An 18,682-nucleotide genomic window follows, 5' to 3' on the forward strand; every position below is an offset into this window, starting at 1 on the left:
TGTTGCATTCAGGTCACGGAAGATATGGGCAAACAGCACAAAACAACAACTATTTTACATTTTGCCGGGCTGTCAGGCTGCTTTATGGCCCTTATCAATGATATACTGCGTGTCACAAATTCAAAAATAGTTGATAAATACAACTTTCCCTTGAATTGAAACGCTTTCCTTCGTTATTCGCAACTGGAACACGCACGCTATGAGTAAACCCATTGTGATGGAACGCGGTGTAAAATACCGCGATGCCGATAAGATGGCTCTTATCCCGGTTAAAAATGTGGTCACAGAGCGCGACGCTCTACTACGTAAACCGGAATGGATGAAAATAAAACTTCCGGCGGATTCTACCCGTATCCAGGGCATCAAAGCCGCAATGCGCAAAAATGGCCTGCATTCTGTCTGCGAGGAAGCGTCTTGCCCAAACCTGGCTGAATGTTTCAACCACGGTACCGCTACGTTTATGATCCTTGGCGCCATTTGCACTCGCCGCTGTCCGTTCTGTGATGTCGCCCATGGCCGCCCCGTTGCGCCGGATGCGGAAGAGCCGCAGAAACTGGCGCAAACGATCGCCGACATGGCGCTACGCTATGTGGTCATCACCTCTGTCGACCGTGACGATCTGCGTGACGGCGGCGCCCAGCATTTTGCTGACTGCATCACTGCCATCCGTGCCAAAAGCCCGGAGATAAAAATAGAGACGCTGGTGCCAGACTTCCGTGGACGTATGGATCGCGCGCTGGATATCCTTAACGCGACGCCGCCGGATGTGTTTAACCACAACCTGGAAAACGTGCCGCGTATTTACCGCCAGGTTCGTCCGGGCGCCGATTACAACTGGTCGCTGAAATTACTGGAACGCTTCAAAGAAGCGCACCCGGAAATTCCGACAAAATCGGGTCTGATGGTGGGCTTAGGCGAAACCAATGCGGAAATCATTGAGGTTATGCGCGACTTACGCCGTCATGGCGTTACCATGCTGACGCTTGGTCAGTATCTACAGCCAAGCCGCCATCACCTGCCGGTACAGCGTTATGTCAGCCCGGAAGAGTTTGACGAGATGAAAGCGGAAGCCCTGGCGATGGGCTTTACCCATGCCGCCTGTGGCCCCTTTGTACGTTCTTCGTACCATGCTGATCTCCAGGCCAAAGGCATGGAAGTGAAATGATCGTGTAATAGACGCTTACATTTCAGGCAAAAAAAACCGGCAACTCGCCGGTTTTTTTACTCTGCGGAGCAAGCGCATTGCGCTATTACTCTTTATGCGAGAGTTTTTCAGCCTGAACGCTACCGTCGACGTCTTTCTTAACGCCCGCGTCTTCATCGTTCATTGCTTTCTTGAATCCTTTAATCGCCGTGCCCAGGTCTCCGCCCAGCGTACGTAACTTCTTGGTACCAAACAGCAGAACAACCAGTGCGGCAACCACCAGCAGTTTGGTAATACTAATCTCACCCATAGATACCTTCTTCACTAAAAACAGGCTGCGTAACGCGCCGGATTAACCTGAGAATATTAACGGTCTTTCGACGCGCGCACACAATAGCAATCTGTAACAAGGTGAATCAAGCTTTGCGTAAAAAAACATCATAATAATTGCGGTGGCGCAAATCGTCGTTGCTGCAAAAGAGGAAGTTGCTCCCGCACCTGGTCTATTCGTTCTCTGAATATTTCCGCGACGATCAGCGCCGGACGATCGGCTGCCGCGGCTATCGTTACCCCCAACGGATCGATAATACGACTTTGACCAATATTACGATTACCACACTCCCCGGCCGCAATCATATAGCAGGTGGTATCCAGCGCTCTCGCCGCCAGCAGCGTCGACCACTGCTGCTCTTTCAACGGGCCGCGAACCCAGCCCGTCGGCAGCGCCAATACGTCAGCCCCCTGTAAAGCCAGCGCTAACGCCATGTCAGGAAAGCGCAGGTCATAACAGGTCATAAGCCCCACCTTAACCCCCTCCACGTCCAGCACAGGCGCGATAACGGTTCCGGCATCAATACTTTGGGATTCTTGCATCGAAAACGCATCATAGAGATGCAGCTTCGCGTAACGCGCGACAATGTGACCCGCCCGTAGCGCCACCAGCATATTAACCGCCCGTCCAGGCGTTGACGGGACAAGGATAGTGAATATCGTCGTCATATTATTATCAGCGCTTTCTTCCTGAAGCCGCGTCATAAACGCGCCATCCAGCGGCTGCGCGGCGCGAATCGGCAGGTCAAGGTCGATGTCATCTCGCGCTAATATCCCCTCAGGCAGCACCAGAAGCGATACGCCGCGGTCCTCCGCCTGAGCCATTAACGAAACGCAAACTTGCGCATTCTTTTCCCATACAGAACTCACCACAAACTGCCCGGCTGCAACGAACATATCCCCTCCCACACCTCTGTCAGGACTCGCCAATTATGCGTGTTCGGCGTTACACTCCTCTTGTATAGCAATTAAATAAAGGATTCGGCAGTGTTACAGCTTCTTTTAGCAGTTTTTATCGGCGGTGGAACGGGGAGCGTAGCCCGGTGGATGCTAAGTATGCGTTTTAATCCGCTTCATCAGGCGATTCCCATCGGTACGCTAACAGCAAATTTGCTTGGCGCGTTTATTATCGGCATGGGGTTCGCCTGGTTTAACCGCATGACACATATCGATCCGATGTGGAAAGTGCTCATTACGACCGGCTTTTGCGGCGGCCTGACGACCTTTTCTACTTTTTCTGCTGAAGTGGTATTCTTGCTGCAAGAGGGGCGCTTTGGCTGGGCGCTGCTGAATGTGCTGATTAACCTGTTGGGTTCGTTTGCCATGACGGCGCTGGCATTCTGGCTATTTTCCGCCGCAGCGGCGCGTTAAGCACAAAAAAAACCCGCCGAAAGGGCGGGTTTTGAAATCTTGCTGTCGGACGTATGCTTACAGAGCAGTTACGTTTGCAGCGGAAGGGCCTTTGGCACCGTTAGTGATTTCGAACTCTACGCGCTGACCTTCAGCCAGAGTTTTAAAACCATTGGTCTGGATTGCAGAGAAGTGTACGAACACGTCTTTGCTGCCATCTTCCGGAGTAATGAAACCGAATCCTTTGGATTCATTAAACCACTTAACGTTACCTTTAATCTTAGACATCAAAATTACCTTTACATGAAAAATAGACACAAATGCTGTGTCGGATACCAGTACAACAATTGTGATGCATTTTGTCCAGTCGAACTTTGCGAAAAAGTGATAAATATCGCGTTAATTTTTAGCTAACTCTAGCTACTTATTGTTTTTTAAGACTTTTTAATTCACAACTGAAGCATGCCCTTCCCCGTCAAAACTGGAAACGCATCCAGGCGAAATAGACGTTTCCGTTGTTATACGAACCCGGAATGTAGGTCATCTGAAAGGTAGCGGGCCCATAACCTATCGACGCTAAAGGCAACAGCACAGGGATGGGAATATAATTCCAGTTGTCGCGCGCGGTAACGCCTGCGGTAAAGCCCAGTCCCAGACGAAAATTATCGTCTTCCAGCGGTCGCCAGGTTTTTTCCCAGCCATAACCGCCTATGGGTTCCCATTTGTTAAATGAATCTTTAAAGGCCATCATATAGAGGCCATGCCAGTTGCCTTTGTCGTCCCAGCGCGACTGACCAAAACCAACGCCCCACGGCCGCTCGTTATAGCGATCCGTTTTCTCTTTATCGTAGGCAAAGCGCGCATGCCAGGTAATGGCGGGGACATACAAATCATAATGCTCAGGCTGTCGCCACGTTTCTGCGACGTTATCGGTAAACGTGTTAAACCACCCTTTATCCGCCGCAGAGACTGAAGGAATAGCCAGCCATGGCATAACAAGGAGAGCAATAATAAGAAAATACTTTCTGATAATCATCACAACAGCCATACCGTTCAAAAATTCGACCGTGATAATAACAACATTAACCTGAATAAAATCTTAACAAACTATAAACAGAGAATAATCTGAGAAAGTATCGGGTTAACGGCGTTTGATTTAGCACTCAGAACCGTCGCGCGCTCCTTAATAAGCTTTCACAAAAAACACAAAACAAAGCACAACAAATAAAACAATAAAATAACAATAAATTAATACTTATAGCGCTACAGAAAATTCGTATAAGCATATTTCATCTTTAGCGATGACATGAAAAAATAACCGCGCCGTGATTTTAATCAGTAAGGCGCCATCCTTTATTCGGTACATTTTTATACCACTTTTGTGGCTCTTATTTTTACTCTGGGTGTCGATAAGACAGGGGAAACAATGCTAACAGTTATAGAGCTCCTTATCGGAGTCGTCGTTATTGTGGGTGTAGCGCGCTACATCATTAAGGGATATTCCGCCACTGGCGTTTTATTTGTCGGCGGTCTGGTTCTGCTTATTATCAGCGCACTGATGGGGCATAAGGTATTACCTGCCAGCGAAACCAGTACCGGCTATACCGCAACAGATATTGTTGAATACATCAAAATTTTGCTTATGAGTCGCGGCGGCGATCTTGGCATGATGATCATGATGCTGTGCGGCTTTGCCGCCTATATGACGCATATCGGCGCAAATGATATGGTCGTGAAGCTGGCGTCGAAACCTTTACAGTACATAAACTCGCCCTACCTGTTGATGATTGCCGCCTATTTTGTCGCCTGCCTGATGTCGCTGGCCGTCTCTTCCGCGACGGGGCTTGGCGTACTGCTCATGGCTACTCTCTTCCCGGTGATGGTCAACGTCGGCATTAGCCGCGGCGCGGCGGCGGCTATTTGCGCCTCGCCAGCCGCTATTATCCTCTCGCCAACGTCTGGCGATGTGGTTTTAGCCGCAAAAGCGGCGGAGATGCCGTTAATCGATTTCGCGTTCAAAACCACGTTGCCGATTTCCATCGCCGCCATTATCGGTATGGCGATTGCGCATTTTTTCTGGCAACGCTATCTGGATAAAAAAGAGAACATTTCACATGAGATGCTGGACGTGGCGGAGATTACAACCACGGCCCCGGCGTTTTATGCCCTTTTGCCGTTCACGCCCATTATCGGCGTACTGATTTTTGACGGTAAATGGGGGCCGCAGTTGCACATTATTACCATTCTGGTGATCTGTATGCTGCTGGCCGCCGTGCTGGAATTCGTGCGCGGTTTCAACACGCAAAATGTGTTTTCCGGCCTGGAAGTGGCTTATCGCGGCATGGCGGATGCGTTTGCCGGCGTTGTGATGCTGTTGGTCGCGGCGGGCGTTTTCGCCCAGGGGCTGAGCACCATTGGCTTTATCCAAAGTCTGATCTCGATTGCCACTTCTTTTGGCTCCGCCAGCATTATTCTGATGCTGGTCTTAGTGATTTTAACCATGCTGGCCGCGATGACCACCGGTTCAGGCAATGCGCCTTTTTACGCCTTTGTTGAGATGATCCCTAAACTGGCGCACTCCTCCGGCATCAACCCAGCCTATTTATCTATCCCAATGCTGCAAGCCTCAAACCTGGGGCGCACGATTTCGCCAGTCTCCGGCGTCGTGGTCGCTGTCGCCGGGATGGCTAAAATATCACCGTTTGAAGTGGTGAAACGCACGTCCGTTCCGGTCATCGTCGGTCTGTTGATCGTCATTATCGCCACGGAAATTATGGTGCCAGGCGCCTCTTCCGCCGTTACTGGCGGCTGATAGCCGGTAAGCCGGGGCGAGGGAAAACATCGCCCCGGCATCTTAAACCAGGCTTAGCCGCCGTGGTAAATACGCTGCGGCCTGCCCACTTTGCCATGAATAATCTCTGCGACAATCAGGTGCCGACTCGCGCAATATTCCAGGTAGCGTCGGGATGTGGTGCGGCTTATCGTTAAGGCCTGCGCGACCGTTTCAGCCGTATGGCGTACAGTTGGATCGGCAAACAGCTTCATCACCGCATTAAGGGTTAAGGCATCAATACCGGTCGGCAAATCCCCTTTCGGTTCGCCGCGCGCATAGGCGTTGAACATTTCATCTATCTGCTTCTGGCTTGCGCTATCCGCGCTCGCCAGCATACGTCTGCGCTGTTGATAGCGGGTCAGCGTCTGTCCCAAACGTTCATAAGCAATAGGTTTGACCAGATAATCAAACGCACCGCTACGTACCGCTTCCGCTACCGTCTCCATGTCACTGGCGGCGGTCGTAAACACGACGCCGCCGGGATAGCGCGACTGCATTAATTCATGCAGCAGCGTAATCCCCTTCCCATCCGGCAGATAATTATCTAACAGAATTAATCCAGGTTTGAACCGGTCAATCATCATTCTCGCCTGCGCCAGATTGCCCGCCAGCCATATCTGGTTAAAGCCAGGAATATGGCGGATATATTCTGCGTGCATCTCCGCCAGCAGCGTTTCATCCTCAACGATCAATAGGGTTAATGGTTCTGTCATCGTTTTTTTTCACTTTCGGAAGGAATAAAGAAAATAAGGTGCCACAAGGATCATTGTCTTCCAGCGTAATGACCCCGCCACAGCGCCCCACATAACTTGCAATCAGATATAACCCGATACCATGCTCACCGGGTTCGTCAGTTCGGGTACTTACGCCCTGCTCAAAAATTTTTTCCCGCAGCGCTTCAGGAACGCCGCAGCCCTGGTCGGCGACCTCTATCACCACCTCGTCGCCCTCGTCGCTCAGGAAAAGTTCGATGGTATTGTCGCCTTCCTGTGTACGTAAACTCGCCTCAAACGCGTTATCCAGCAGATTCCCGACGATGGCGGCGAACTCCGTGCTATCCAGCCCCTCCGGCAGTTGATGTAGCTGGCTGCCGGGAACAATCACCATCTTGAGCCCCAGTTCACGCGCGCGCTGAACTTTGCCAAACAGCAAACCGGCCACCTGACGATCGGCGAAGGCGCCGCGTAAACTATCAATAAGTTGCTGCTGCGCCTGCGACTCACCCTGCACCATCTCTCTGACCCGATCATACTCTTTCATTTGCAGCAGGCCGTTCAGAGTCGACATCCAGTTCAGGTGCTCATGGCGTAGCGTGCGCAGGCTCTCAACATACTGTTTAATCTGGGTTAGCTGCGCGTTCAACGTCGCGATTTCATCTTTGCTGCGAAAACTAATAATAGCGCCCAGCAGCTCCTCGCCGGAACGGATAGCCTCACGATTGGCGATGACGCTCAGGCCATTGAAGTTGGCCATCACGTCCTGGCGTCTTTCTGCGATCTGGCAGGTAAAAAAGTCTGCCGGATTGACGACTTCCGCTATCAGCTTGCCCAGCCACTGACGCCCCGGCGACGGCAGCCCCAACATTTTTCTCGCATTGCGGTTAATCGCGGTGATATGTCCCTCCGGATCAACGGCGATCAGCCCTTCATAAACCGAGCTAAACAACGCCTCCTGCTGGCGTACCACGCGCGCAATCTGTTTCGGCTCCATGCCCAGCATTTGTCGGCGGATATGCGCGGCGAAAAACCAGGAAAGCAGCATTAATACCAACAGCAACAGGACAAAAACCCCCGCCATCGGTAATAAGAAGTCCAGCCGCCAGGAGTCGATTTTACTGACCAGATAGCCAATTGAAACAACGCCGATCACGTTGCCTTCGTTGTCAAAGATAGGCGTTTTGGCGCGCATCGCCATCCCTATTGAGCCCTTACCGGTAATGAAATAACTTTCTCCTCTTTCCAACGCGCCGGGTTTCGTAAACTGCATGGGATAGCCGATTTTTTCCGGATTCGGATGGTAAAGCCGGATCGAGTGGCGATCGCCTATCACCACATAGTCAAAATCCGTCCCGCGCTGCAGTTTATTCGCAATTATCGCCAGGCGTTTATAGTCCCGGTTTTTTACGGCGGCGATAATGCTGTCGTTAGAAGCAATAATTTTTGCCTGATTCATCGCCATATCACGAACATGGGACGCCAGATAATCTTCGAAACTGGCAGACAAATATTGTGCTAACGCTGCCACGATGAAAACAGAAACCACCAGAATGAGCAGAAAAATACGTAACGGAAACGCGAGTTGCTGAAAAAAAGGAAACAGCTTTTTATTTTTCTGATAGAACATTAAGGTTCCTTATGGGTATTTCTCTGCAGATTTATCGCAAATGTAATAAAAATGTTTTGAGCATCTTGAAGCCTATAAAAACCAATCGTTACAGATTCCCCACATTAAATCAATTAAACAACTAAAACCCATCGCCGGAATGGCGATTAAATTAATTAAAAAACTTAAAACCATAAAACACTTAAAAACCATATAACGCTTTGTGAAATAAATCAAAATTTACCACCAAAATACTCCTTACGATGTATACGTCAGTGAGAAAAAATAAATAACTCGTCATAAAAATACTCCTACTCTGACTGAAAAGAAAAAGTTATCAAGTTGCAACACAGCGCAACATATACAGAAAAGTGGCAACAAGCATATCACCAGGATATTTCTTACTATGTTTGGCAATAATGTATTCACTCGGGTAAAACGCTCTGAAAATAAAAAAATGGCGGAGATCGCTCACTTTCTCAAAGAGAATGATTTAAGCGTCGATACCACTGTAGAAGTGTTTATTACCGTCAGCCGTGATGACCGTCTTATTGCCTGCGGCGGTATTGCCGGAAATATCATTAAATGCGTGGCCATTAGCGAATCAGTACGCGGCGAAGGCTTAGCGTTAACGCTGGCGACGGAATTGATTAATCTCGCCTGGGAACGGCACTGCACCCATCTTTTTATTTATACCAAAACGGAATACGAAGCGCTGTTTAAACAGTGCAGCTTTTCGACGATAGCCAGCGTCCCTGGCGTGATGGTCTTAATGGAAAATAGCGCGACCCGGTTGAAACGGTATGCGGAATCGCTGGCGACATTACGTCATGAGGGAAAGAAAATTGGCTGTATTGTGATGAACGCCAATCCTTTCACGAACGGCCATCGCTATCTGATCCAACAGGCGGCGGCACAGTGCGACTGGCTGCATCTGTTCCTGGTCAAAGAAGATACGTCACGCTTTCCCTATGAAGACCGACTCGATCTGGTCCTTAAAGGGACCACCGATATCCCGCGCTTAACCGTTCACCGCGGCTCCGAATACATTATCTCTCGGGCGACGTTCCCCTGCTATTTCATTAAAGAGCAGAGCGTTATTAATCACTGTTATACCGAAATCGACCTGAAGATTTTTCGCCAGTATCTGGCGCCCGCGCTTGGCATCACACACCGCTTTGTCGGTACGGAGCCGTTTTGCACCGTTACCGCCCAGTACAACCTTGATATGCGTTTCTGGCTGGAGACGCCAACGCTTCCCGCCCCACCCATTACGCTGGTGGAAATAGAGCGGCTTTGCTTCCAGGAGACGCCGATATCCGCCTCCTGGGTACGCAAGCTGCTGGTTAAACACGATCTCACGGCTATCGCGCCGCTGGTTCCCGACGCCACCCTGCGCTATTTGCAGGGCATGGTCGAACGCCATCCGGGCAGCGCGGCAGCCCGTCAAAAGTCCCCCGTCTTAGCAACAGGTGAAAAATGAAAATAAACCAGCTAGCCGTCGCAGGCACGCTTGAGTCCGGCGATGTGATGATACGCATTGCGCCGCTCGATACGCAGGATATTGACCTGCAAATCAACAGTAGCGTTGAAAAACAGTTTGGCGAGGCCATTCGCGCCACCATCCTGGAGGTGCTTTCTCGCTACGACGTGCGCGGCGTACAACTGAACGTCGATGATAAAGGCGCTCTGGACTGCATTTTGCGCGCCCGACTGGAAACGCTACTGGCGCGCGCCAGCGGTATTGCCGCTCTGCCCTGGGAGGACCGCCAATGATTTCCGCCTCTCTGCAACAACGTAAAACCCGCACCCGCCGTAGTATGTTATTCGTACCGGGCGCCAACGCGGCGATGGTGAGCAATTCGTTTATCTACCCGGCCGACGCGCTGATGTTCGACCTGGAAGACTCCGTTGCATTACGCGAAAAAGACGCGGCGCGCCGTCTGGTATATCACGCGCTGCAACATCCGCTTTACCGTGACGTCGAAACCATCGTCCGCGTGAATGCGCTGGACTCCGAATGGGGCGTCAACGATCTGGAAGCGGTCGTGCGCGGCGGCGCGGACGTGGTGCGTTTACCGAAAACCGACACTGCGCAGGACGTCATTGATATCGAAAACGAAATTCTGCGCATTGAAAACGCCTGCGGTCGCGAACCGGGCAGTACCGGCCTGTTAGCCGCCGTGGAATCGCCGCTGGGTATTACCCGCGCGGTAGAAATCGCCCACGCCTCTGAACGGTTGATCGGGATTGCGCTGGGCGCGGAAGACTATGTTCGCAACCTGCGCACCGAACGCTCTCCGGAAGGCACCGAACTGCTGTTCGCCCGCTGCGCCATTTTGCAGGCCGCGCGTTCCGCCGGCATTCAGGCCTTCGATACCGTCTATTCCGACGCCAACAACGAAGCCGGTTTCCTGCAAGAAGCCGCCCACATTAAACAGTTGGGCTTTGACGGTAAGTCACTGATCAACCCCCGCCAAATAGAACTGCTGCACAACCTTTATGCGCCGACGCGTAAAGAGGTCGCCCATGCACGTCTGGTCGTTGAAGCCGCAGAAGCCGCCGCCCGTGAAGGTCTCGGCGTCGTTTCCCTTAACGGCAAGATGGTCGACAGCCCGGTGATTGAACGCGCCCGTCTGGTGCTCTCCCGTGCAGAACTTTCCGGTATTCGCGAAGAATAAGGCAAAAAAATGACGCAGAAAAATGAATCTCAACGCCAGGATCGCGTAGCAGCCTGGAGCCGTCACGCTGAAAGCGAACTAAGCGCTTACCAAAGTGCGGCAAAATTGGATCTACAAGCGCAAAAACCGCGCGACCACAAACTGTGCGCCAGCCTGGAAGAGGCCATCCGCCGTTCCGGTTTACGCGACGGCATGACACTCTCTTTTCACCACGCGTTTCGCGGCGGCGATCTGACGATTAACCTGGTGATGGAAACCATCGCGAAGATGGGCTTCAAAAACCTGACCCTGGCCTCCAGCTCGCTGAGCGACTGCCACGCGCCGCTGGTTGAACACATTCGTAACGGGGTGGTCAGCCGCATCTACACGTCAGGCCTGCGCGGCCCGCTGGCGGAAGAAATTTCTCGCGGCCTGCTGGCTGAGCCGGTTCAGATTCACTCCCACGGCGGTCGTGTGCATCTGGTACAAAGCGGCGAACTCAATATTGATGTTGCGTTTCTTGGCGTGCCTTCCTGCGATGAATTCGGTAATGCTAACGGTTATACCGGCAAAGCCTGTTGCGGTTCACTGGGCTACGCGATGGTGGATGCCGACAGCGCGAAGCAGGTCGTGATGCTGACGGAGCAACTGCTGCCGTATCCGCATAACCCGGCAAGCATCGCTCAGGATCAGGTTGATCTGATCGTGCAAATCGAAGAAGTCGGTGATGCAAACAAAATCGGCGCTGGCGCGACCCGCATGACCACTAATCCGCGTGAACTGCTGATCGCCCGCAGCGCGGCGGAAGTCATTGCTCACTCCGGCTACTTCAACGAAGGTTTCTCCCTGCAAACCGGCACCGGCGGCGCATCGCTGGCGGTCACCCGCTTCCTGGAAGACAAAATGCGTAGCCGCAACATTGTGGCTAATTTCGCGCTGGGCGGTATCACCGCCACCATGGTTGACCTGCATGAAAAGGGCTTAATCCGCAAACTGCTTGACGTGCAGAGCTTCGATCGTAACGCGGCGCAATCTTTGGCCCGCAACCCGAACCATATCGAAATCAGCGCTAACCAGTACGCCAACTGGGGCTCTAAAGGCGCTTCCGTCGACCGTCTGGACGTGGTGGTGCTGAGCGCGCTGGAAGTTGACACCCACTTTAATGTTAACGTGCTGACCGGCTCCGACGGCGTTCTACGCGGCGCGTCTGGCGGCCACTGCGATACCGCCGTCGCGGCGGCGCTGTCCATCATCGTCGCGCCGCTGGTGCGCGGTCGCATCCCAACGCTGGTTGATAACGTCACCACCTGCGTCACACCGGGCTCCAGCGTTGACATTCTGGTCACCGATCACGGTATCGCCGTCAATCCGGCGCGTCCGGAGCTGGCTGAACGCCTGAAAGCAGCGGGAATGAAAGTGGTATCGATTGAGTGGCTGCGCGAACGCGCGCAACTGCTTACCGGTCAGCCCCGCCCTATCGAATTCACCGACCGCGTGATTGCTGTCGTGCGTTATCGCGACGGTTCAGTGATCGATGTGGTGCATCAGGTGAAGGAATAAGCCATGCGCCTGTTTCCTGAACTCGCCACCTGTCACGACGTTTCTATTCCTGAGCTGCTCGCCAGCCGGGATGAGAGACAAGCAAGACAGCGCGCCTGGCTAACGCGCCACGCCACTCCACTGGTCTCCTTTACCGTGGTGGCGCCAGGCCCGATAAAAGACAGCGCGTTAACCCGCCGGATCTTTAATCACGGCGTGACTGCCCTGCACACGCTGGCAGAAGAGTATGGCTGGACCATCCGGGAGCAGGCTGCACTGGCTTCCGCCAGCGGGCCGGAAGGGCTGCTGGCGATTGACGCGCCCGCTCAGGCGCTCAAACAGGCGACCATCGCGCTTGAACAGCGTTATCCACTGGGGCGCCTGTGGGATATCGATGTCCTGACGGCGGAAGGCGAAATACTCTCCCGCCGCCATTTCGCGCTTCCCGCTCGCCGCTGTCTGCTGTGCGGGCAAAGCGCGGCTGAATGCGCGCGGGGTAAAACCCACGCGCTGACTGATTTACTGATTCATATGGAGGCGCTGCTGCATGATGCCGATTCCCGCCAACCCGACTAACGCCTCCATTCAGCCTCAGTCGCTGTATGACGCCTGGGCCGATTTGGCCTGGCGCGCCATGCTGACCGAGGTAAATTTATCGCCAAAACCCGGTCTGGTAGACCGACTAAACTGCGGCGCGCACAAAGATATGGCGCTGGCGGATTTTCACCGCAGCGCGGAGGCGATTCGACACTGGCTGCCGCGCTTTATGGAATATGGCGCCAGCTGCACGCGCCTGCCGCCAGAGTCGGTTCTGGTGGGCCTGCGTCCATTGGGGATGGCCTGTGAAGCAGCGATGTTTCGCGCAACGGCGGGCGTCAATACCCATAAAGGCAGCATTTTCTCGCTGGGGTTACTGTGCGCCGCCATTGGCCGCCTGTATCAGCTACGCCAGCCGATCACCGCAGAAACACTCTGCGCTACCGCCGCCGATTTTTGCCGCGGCCTGACCACGCGCGAACTGCGCCAGAACAACCTACAGCTCACCGCAGGCCAGCGGCTGTATCAGCAACTGGGATTAACCGGCGCGCGCGGTGAAGCGGAAGCGGGCTATCCGCTGGTCATCCGCCACGCGTTGCCGCACTACCGCGCATTGCTGGCGCAGGGGCGCGATCCGGAACTGGCGCTGCTTGATACCTTACTGCTGCTGATGTCGCTTAACGGCGATACCAACGTCGCGTCGCGCGGCGGGGCGGACGGTCTGCGCTGGTTACAGCAGCAGGCTGCGGTCTTATTACATCAGGGCGGCATACGGACGCCTGACGATCTCGTTTATCTCCACCGGTTCGATCAGCAATGCATTGAACGCAATCTCAGCCCAGGCGGTAGCGCCGATCTGCTGATCGTGACCTGGTTTTTAGCGCAAATTTCGCAAGTTAATCATTAACACAATTATAGAAAATATCCTTTCCGGAGAGTCATTTATGTCTTTATCCAAAGATAATATATGGAAGTTGTTGGCCCCATTAGTGGTGATGGGCGTCATGTTGCTAATTCCTGTTCCAGATGGTATGCCGCCGCAGGCCTGGCACTATTTTGCGGTTTTCGTCGCGATGATTGTCGGTATGATCCTGGAGCCGATCCCGGCGACAGCGATCAGTTTTATCGCCGTAACCATTTGCGTTATCGGCAGCAATTACCTGCTATTTGACGCTTCAGAACTGGCCGATCCGGCGTTTAAAGCCAGTAAACAGGCGCTGAAATGGGGGCTTGCCGGTTTCTCCAGCACCACGGTCTGGCTGGTTTTCGGCGCGTTTATTTTCGCGCTGGGCTACGAAGTGACCGGGCTGGGGCGCCGCATTGCGCTGTTTCTGGTAAAATTCATGGGTAAACGCACGCTGACGCTCGGCTATGCGATTGTCATTATCGATATTTTGCTGGCGCCGTTTACTCCCTCCAATACGGCTCGTACCGGCGGGACTGTCTTCCCGGTCATCAAGAACCTGCCGCCGCTGTTTAAATCGTTTCCAAACGATCCTTCCGCACGCCGCATCGGCGGTTATTTGATGTGGATGATGGTGATCAGTACCAGCCTGAGCTCTTCGATGTTTGTCACTGGCGCGGCGCCAAACGTGTTAGGTCTGGAGTTCGTCAGCAAGATCGCCGGCGTCCAGATTAGCTGGCTGCAGTGGTTTCTCAGCTTTCTGCCGGTGGGGATTATTTTACTGATCGTTGCGCCGTGGCTCTCCTATGTACTTTATAAACCTGAAGTGACCCACAGTGCGGAAGTCGCGGCCTGGGCTGGCGGCGAGTTAAAAAACATGGGGCGTCTGTCCCGCAAAGAGTGGACGCTGATTGGCCTGGTGCTGCTTAGCTTAGGATTGTGGGTTTTTGGTGGAAAAATCATCAACGCCACTGCCGTGGGTTTGCTGGCCGTCTCGCTGATGCTGGCGCTGCATGTTGTGCCGTGGAAAGACATTACGCGCTACAACAGTGCCTGGAACACCCTGGTGAACCTCGCCACGCTGGTGGTCATGGCCAATGGCTTAACCCGCTCCGGCTTTATTGACTGGTTCGCCAATACCATGAGTACACATCTGGAAGGTTTCTCGCCGGATGCAACCGTCATTGTACTGGTACTGGTGTTCTATTTCGCGCACTATCTGTTCGCCAGCCTTTCCGCTCACACCGCGACCATGCTGCCGGTCATTCTGGCGGTGGGTAAAGGCATTCCGGGCGTTCCGATGGAACAACTGTGTATTCTGCTGGTGCTGTCTATCGGTATCATGGGCTGTCTGACGCCGTATGCCACCGGCCCTGGTGTGATTATCTACGGCTGCGGTTACGTGAAATCCAGAGACTACTGGCGGCTTGGCGCAATCTTTGGCGTTATCTATATCGCGATGCTGTTGCTGGTGGGCTGGCCGATTCTGGCAATGTGGAATTAAACATTACGCCAACGTAGGTTAAAAATGATGCCGTTCAGGTTCACCTGAGCGGCATTTTTTATGATTAAATGGGTAACATTCATAATGTGTATAAATTATCGAATTCATCATGAACACAATATGGCATTACAGTCCGCTGCTGGCTGCCCTCTTAACTCCGATTTTTGCCGCCAACGCCGACGAACTTCAGGCGCAACAGTACGGTGATTTCACTGACTATGTGCTGGCGCTTTCCTGGCAAACTGGTTTTTGTCAAAGCCAGCATGAACGCCGCCATCGGGAACCCGATGAGTGCCGTCTGCAAAAAGAGCCAGCCAACAAAGCAGACTTTCTGACCGTCCACGGCCTGTGGCCAGGATTACCCAAATCTATCGCCGCACGCGGTGTTGACCAGCGACGCTGGCAGCGCTTTGGTTGTGCGACGCGGCCAATCCCGAATCTGCCTGAAGTCAAGGCCAGCCGGAAATGCTCCGCCCCCGCCCCCGGACTTTCGCCTGACATCGCGGCAGCGCTTAAGGAAGTGATGCCCGGCGCGGGGGGGAATTCCTGTCTGGAGCGCTACGAATATGCCAAACATGGCGCCTGTTTCGGGTTTGATCCCAATGCCTATTTCGGCACCATGATACGGCTGGATAAGGCGATAAAAGACAGCGCGCTGGGGCAGTTTCTGGCGGATAATTACGGCAAAACCGTTAGCCGCGCTGAGTTTGATAGCGTCGTCGCACAAATGTGGGGCCAGGATAATGTCAAAGCCGTTAAAGTAAACTGCCATGGCAATCCCGCCTATTTAACAGAGATTCAGTTTTCATTAAAGGCGTCGATGATTAACGCCCCGCTCTCCTCTGCCTCATTCCTGCCGCAACCGCATCCCGGCAACTGCGGGAAACAGTTTATTATCGATAAAGCCGGTTATTGACGAAGCAGAGGTTTAAAACCGTAGCCACATTTGAGAACACGCCCGAATGTAGACTAAAATTCACTCAGGGCTATGACGTTTGAGGATTTACCCGAATGTGAACTAAATCACTTCAAAGACGGGGTAAGTCTCAGTATCATCATGAGAGTTAAACCCTCGCCGCCAGACGGTGAGGGTTTTCTTTTGGGACCATTTACCTGCACTACTCGCAGTATCGATGACATGGAGTAAGAAATGTCCAGACCCACTATTATCATTAACGACCTTGACGCCGAACGTATTGATCGTCTTCTGGAACAGCCTGCGTATGCGGATCTGCCGATTGCCGACGCGCTCAACGCCGAACTGGATCGCGCGCAAATGTGTTCGCCACAAGAGATGCCGAACGATGTCGTCACCATGAACAGCCGCGTTAAATTCCGCAATTTGAGCGATGGTGAAACACGCGTGCGGACGCTGGTGTACCCCGCCAATATGACGGACAGCAGTACCCAGCTTTCGGTAATGGCGCCCGTCGGCGCGGCGTTGCTGGGACTGCGCGTCGGCGACACCATTCACTGGGAACTGCCGGGCGGCGCCTCCACCCATCTCGAAGTGCTGGAACTCGAATATCAGCCTGAAGCCGCGGGCGACTTCCTGCGTTAAACCATCTGCATAAGCGTTAATGCGTTTACACAGAGGATGCCTGCGCATCCTCTTTCCGTTAGCCCTTTCATTGCTGCCTGTTTCAGACAACGCCGCCTGGCATCGGGTTGATTACTCCCGTCGCCTGTTTCTGCGCCGCTTGTGCCGACGTCGCTCCCGGCACCAGGATAACCTTCCGGCACTCTTCTTCGCGTTTTTCGAAAATTTCGTAGCCGCGCGCCGCCTCTTCAAACGGCATATAGTGCGTGACAATCTCCTCCGGCTTCAGCAACCCTTTTTCAATAAGCGGTAATAATTCCCCCAGCCACGCGTGAACATGGGTTTGACCCATTTTAAAAGTTAGCCCCTTATCAAAGGCGTCGCCGAATAAAAAGCCGTGAATAAAACCGGCATACACGCCGGGCACGCTGACCACGCCGCCGCGTCTGACCGCCGCGATACATTGTCGCAGCGCTTTGCCGCTGCTGCCTTCCAGTTTAAGGTTCGTCAGCACCGTCTCCGTCATGCTGCCTTTCGCTTCAAAGCCTACGGCATCAATTACCGCGTCCACGCCGCGGTGTCCTGCCGTCTGCTCGATGATTTTTTCCGCCGGATCGTTCTCATCATCGAAGTTGATCGGTATCGCGCCGTAACGTTCTTCGGCGAAACGCAGGCGCCAGGCGTGGTGATCAACGACGAAGATCTGCTCCGCGCCCAGCAGTCGCGCACAGGCGATAGTCAGTAATCCTACCGGCCCTGCGCCAAAAACCGCCACGCTGGAACCTTGCTGAATCTGAGCATTTTTTGCCGCCTGCCAGGCGGTAGGCAAAATATCAGAAAGAAACAGCGCTTTATCGTCAGATAACAGCGGCGGCACCTTAAATGGACCGACATTACCTTTTGGCACGCGAACATATTCGGCCTGTCCGCCGGGAACGCCGCCATATAGATGGCTATACCCAAACAGCGCCGCCGGTGGCGGGATCTGTTTTTTATTCATCGCCGCGCCGTGTCCGTCGTTAGTGTTTTCACACGCTGAATATTGCTGTAGCCGACAGAAAAAACAGTCACCACAGGCAATGACAAACGGGATAACGACCCGATCCCCTTTTCGAATATTCTTCACATCATGTCCGGTTTCCACCACCTCGCCCATAAACTCATGGCCGAAAATATCGCCATGTTTTACCTGTGGGATCTTGCCGCGATAGAGATGCAAATCAGATCCGCAAATCGCGGTGGCGGTAACACGCAAAATGATATCGTCAGGCTGCTCAATGCCGGGATCGGGTACGTTTTCAACCTTTACGTGATGTGGACCGTGATACGTCAATGCTTTCATGCAGCCTCCGGGGTAACGGTGAATGTTGCGTTCGACTATAAAAGGGTAGCTATCCCGGAGAGACTGCCGGCAAAACAGGCGGCTTTAGGATTTTTCCTGGAAAATACACGACTTTTTTAACGTCAGGTTGCCGTAATATTTAAAATTGCCAGACAAATAGCAGAAAGAAACATTATTATATGCTTGAATAAATTCAGTATTGATTAACAGGGAGTAACGGGTATGTATAAGACAATCATTATGCCGGTTGATGTTTTTGAAATGGAACTTAGCGATAAAGCCATTCGCCACGCTGAGTTTCTGGCGCAACAGGATGGCGTCATTCATCTGTTGCATGTACTGCCTGGGTCCGCGAGCATGAGTCTGCATCGCTTTGCCGCCGACGTGCGTCGCTTTGAAGAACATTTACAGCATGAGGCGGAAACGCGTCTGCAAACGATGGTGGGACACTTCAGTATCGATCCTTCACGAATTAAAACGCATGTTCGCTTTGGTAGCGTGCGCGATGTCGTCAATGAGATGGGCGAAGAACTGGATGCGGATGTCGTGGTAATCGGTTCGCGTAATCCGTCCATCACGACACACCTGTTGGGGTCTAACGCCTCAAGCGTGGTGCGCCATGCGACGCTGCCAGTATTGGTTGTGCGTTAACCCTGGTGGCTAAAAACTGACACGCC

The 18,682-nt window shown here is 53.0% G+C and carries 20 protein-coding genes; 13 read left to right on the top strand and 7 right to left on the bottom strand.

The annotated features are described in order from the left end of the window. The first annotated feature begins 199 nt into the window (after positions 1–199). A complete protein-coding gene (gene lipA, locus ACLJQD_RS17120) occupies positions 200–1,165 on the top strand; it encodes a lipoyl synthase (RefSeq protein WP_000042640.1) in 966 nt (321 codons plus the stop codon). A gap of 85 nt (positions 1,166–1,250) precedes the next feature. Here the strand turns inward: lipA and tatE are convergent, their stop codons facing one another. Next, positions 1,251–1,454: a twin-arginine translocase subunit TatE gene (tatE, locus tag ACLJQD_RS17125; protein ID WP_000503938.1), complete on the bottom strand. Its 204-nt coding sequence runs from the start codon at positions 1,452–1,454 to the stop codon at positions 1,251–1,253. Positions 1,455–1,582: 128 nt separating this feature from the next. Continuing rightward, positions 1,583–2,371, bottom strand: coding sequence for a deaminated glutathione amidase (locus ACLJQD_RS17130; protein ID WP_017441658.1), 789 nt, complete (start codon positions 2,369–2,371; stop codon positions 1,583–1,585). Between the two features lie 90 nt (positions 2,372–2,461). On the opposite strand from ACLJQD_RS17130, the gene crcB reads away from it, so the two are divergent. Then, positions 2,462–2,845 carry a fluoride efflux transporter CrcB gene (gene crcB / locus ACLJQD_RS17135; protein ID WP_000939753.1) on the top strand — a complete coding sequence of 128 codons (384 nt, stop codon included), beginning with the start codon at positions 2,462–2,464 and terminating at the stop codon, positions 2,843–2,845. A 57-nt stretch (positions 2,846–2,902) separates the two neighbouring features. Here crcB and cspE read toward each other — a convergent pair whose 3' ends face one another. Continuing rightward, complete coding sequence (gene cspE / locus ACLJQD_RS17140) at positions 2,903–3,112, bottom strand: transcription antiterminator/RNA stability regulator CspE (RefSeq protein WP_000034826.1); 210 nt, start codon at positions 3,110–3,112, stop codon at positions 2,903–2,905. A gap of 187 nt (positions 3,113–3,299) precedes the next feature. Beyond that, positions 3,300–3,872, bottom strand: a complete 573-nt coding sequence (gene pagP / locus ACLJQD_RS17145) for a lipid IV(A) palmitoyltransferase PagP (RefSeq protein WP_001623090.1) — start codon at positions 3,870–3,872, stop codon at positions 3,300–3,302. Between the two features lie 378 nt (positions 3,873–4,250). On the opposite strand from pagP, the gene dcuC reads away from it, so the two are divergent. Further along, on the top strand, positions 4,251–5,636 hold the full coding sequence (gene dcuC, locus ACLJQD_RS17150; RefSeq protein ID WP_000958619.1) for an anaerobic C4-dicarboxylate transporter DcuC: 1,386 nt from the start codon (positions 4,251–4,253) through the stop codon (positions 5,634–5,636). A gap of 53 nt (positions 5,637–5,689) precedes the next feature. On the opposite strand, the gene dpiA is transcribed toward dcuC, so the two are convergent. After that, positions 5,690–6,370 carry a two-component response regulator DpiA gene (dpiA, locus tag ACLJQD_RS17155; RefSeq protein WP_000138786.1) on the bottom strand — a complete coding sequence of 227 codons (681 nt, stop codon included), beginning with the start codon at positions 6,368–6,370 and terminating at the stop codon, positions 5,690–5,692. Beyond that, entirely contained in the window at positions 6,339–8,000 is a 1,662-nt protein-coding gene (gene dpiB / locus ACLJQD_RS17160) for a sensor histidine kinase DpiB (RefSeq protein ID WP_017441657.1), read from the bottom strand. Before dpiB ends, dpiA begins: the two co-directional genes overlap by 32 nt. A 385-nt stretch (positions 8,001–8,385) precedes the next feature. Here dpiB and citC point away from each other — a divergent pair, with 385 nt between their 5' ends. The 9 genes from citC (at position 8,386) to rnk (ending at position 16,684) form a co-directional block, all read left to right on the top strand. Then, complete coding sequence (gene citC / locus ACLJQD_RS17165; RefSeq protein WP_000467874.1) at positions 8,386–9,462, top strand: [citrate (pro-3S)-lyase] ligase; 1,077 nt, start codon at positions 8,386–8,388, stop codon at positions 9,460–9,462. After that, complete coding sequence (gene citD / locus ACLJQD_RS17170) at positions 9,459–9,755, top strand: citrate lyase acyl carrier protein (protein WP_000700679.1); 297 nt, start codon at positions 9,459–9,461, stop codon at positions 9,753–9,755. Before citC ends, citD begins: the two co-directional genes overlap by 4 nt. After that, positions 9,752–10,660 carry a citrate (pro-3S)-lyase subunit beta gene (citE, locus tag ACLJQD_RS17175; RefSeq protein WP_000622342.1) on the top strand — a complete coding sequence of 303 codons (909 nt, stop codon included), beginning with the start codon at positions 9,752–9,754 and terminating at the stop codon, positions 10,658–10,660. Before citD ends, citE begins: the two co-directional genes overlap by 4 nt. Before the next feature lie 9 nt (positions 10,661–10,669). After that, positions 10,670–12,199, top strand: a complete 1,530-nt coding sequence (citF, locus tag ACLJQD_RS17180; protein ID WP_000192323.1) for a citrate lyase subunit alpha — start codon at positions 10,670–10,672, stop codon at positions 12,197–12,199. 3 nt (positions 12,200–12,202) lie between these two features. Continuing rightward, positions 12,203–12,754: a citrate lyase holo-[acyl-carrier protein] synthase gene (citX, locus tag ACLJQD_RS17185; protein WP_001236063.1), complete on the top strand. Its 552-nt coding sequence runs from the start codon at positions 12,203–12,205 to the stop codon at positions 12,752–12,754. Then, positions 12,726–13,622: a triphosphoribosyl-dephospho-CoA synthase CitG gene (gene citG, locus ACLJQD_RS17190; RefSeq protein WP_017441656.1), complete on the top strand. Its 897-nt coding sequence runs from the start codon at positions 12,726–12,728 to the stop codon at positions 13,620–13,622. Before citX ends, citG begins: the two co-directional genes overlap by 29 nt. A gap of 37 nt (positions 13,623–13,659) precedes the next feature. Then, positions 13,660–15,123 (top strand): citrate/succinate antiporter CitT, encoded by a 1,464-nt coding sequence (gene citT, locus ACLJQD_RS17195; RefSeq protein WP_000059029.1) that lies wholly within the window; start codon positions 13,660–13,662, stop codon positions 15,121–15,123. A 109-nt stretch (positions 15,124–15,232) separates the two neighbouring features. Further along, entirely contained in the window at positions 15,233–16,039 is an 807-nt protein-coding gene (rna, locus tag ACLJQD_RS17200) for a ribonuclease I (RefSeq protein ID WP_001092569.1), read from the top strand. A 234-nt stretch (positions 16,040–16,273) separates the two neighbouring features. Next, the gene (rnk, locus tag ACLJQD_RS17205; protein WP_000089748.1) at positions 16,274–16,684 is read left to right on the top strand and encodes a nucleoside diphosphate kinase regulator; all 411 of its coding nucleotides are present in this window, start codon (positions 16,274–16,276) and stop codon (positions 16,682–16,684) included. 82 nt (positions 16,685–16,766) lie between these two features. On the opposite strand, the gene ACLJQD_RS17210 is transcribed toward rnk, so the two are convergent. Further along, positions 16,767–18,005: a zinc-dependent alcohol dehydrogenase gene (locus ACLJQD_RS17210; protein WP_000646118.1), complete on the bottom strand. Its 1,239-nt coding sequence runs from the start codon at positions 18,003–18,005 to the stop codon at positions 16,767–16,769. 222 nt (positions 18,006–18,227) lie between these two features. Here ACLJQD_RS17210 and uspG point away from each other — a divergent pair, with 222 nt between their 5' ends. Then, positions 18,228–18,656, top strand: a complete 429-nt coding sequence (uspG, locus tag ACLJQD_RS17215) for a universal stress protein UspG (protein WP_000278499.1) — start codon at positions 18,228–18,230, stop codon at positions 18,654–18,656. Positions 18,657–18,682 lie beyond the last annotated feature (26 nt).

This window comes from Salmonella sp. SAL04214, from assembly GCF_046550615.1.
GTDB classification, from domain to species: Bacteria; Pseudomonadota; Gammaproteobacteria; order Enterobacterales; family Enterobacteriaceae; genus Salmonella; species Salmonella enterica.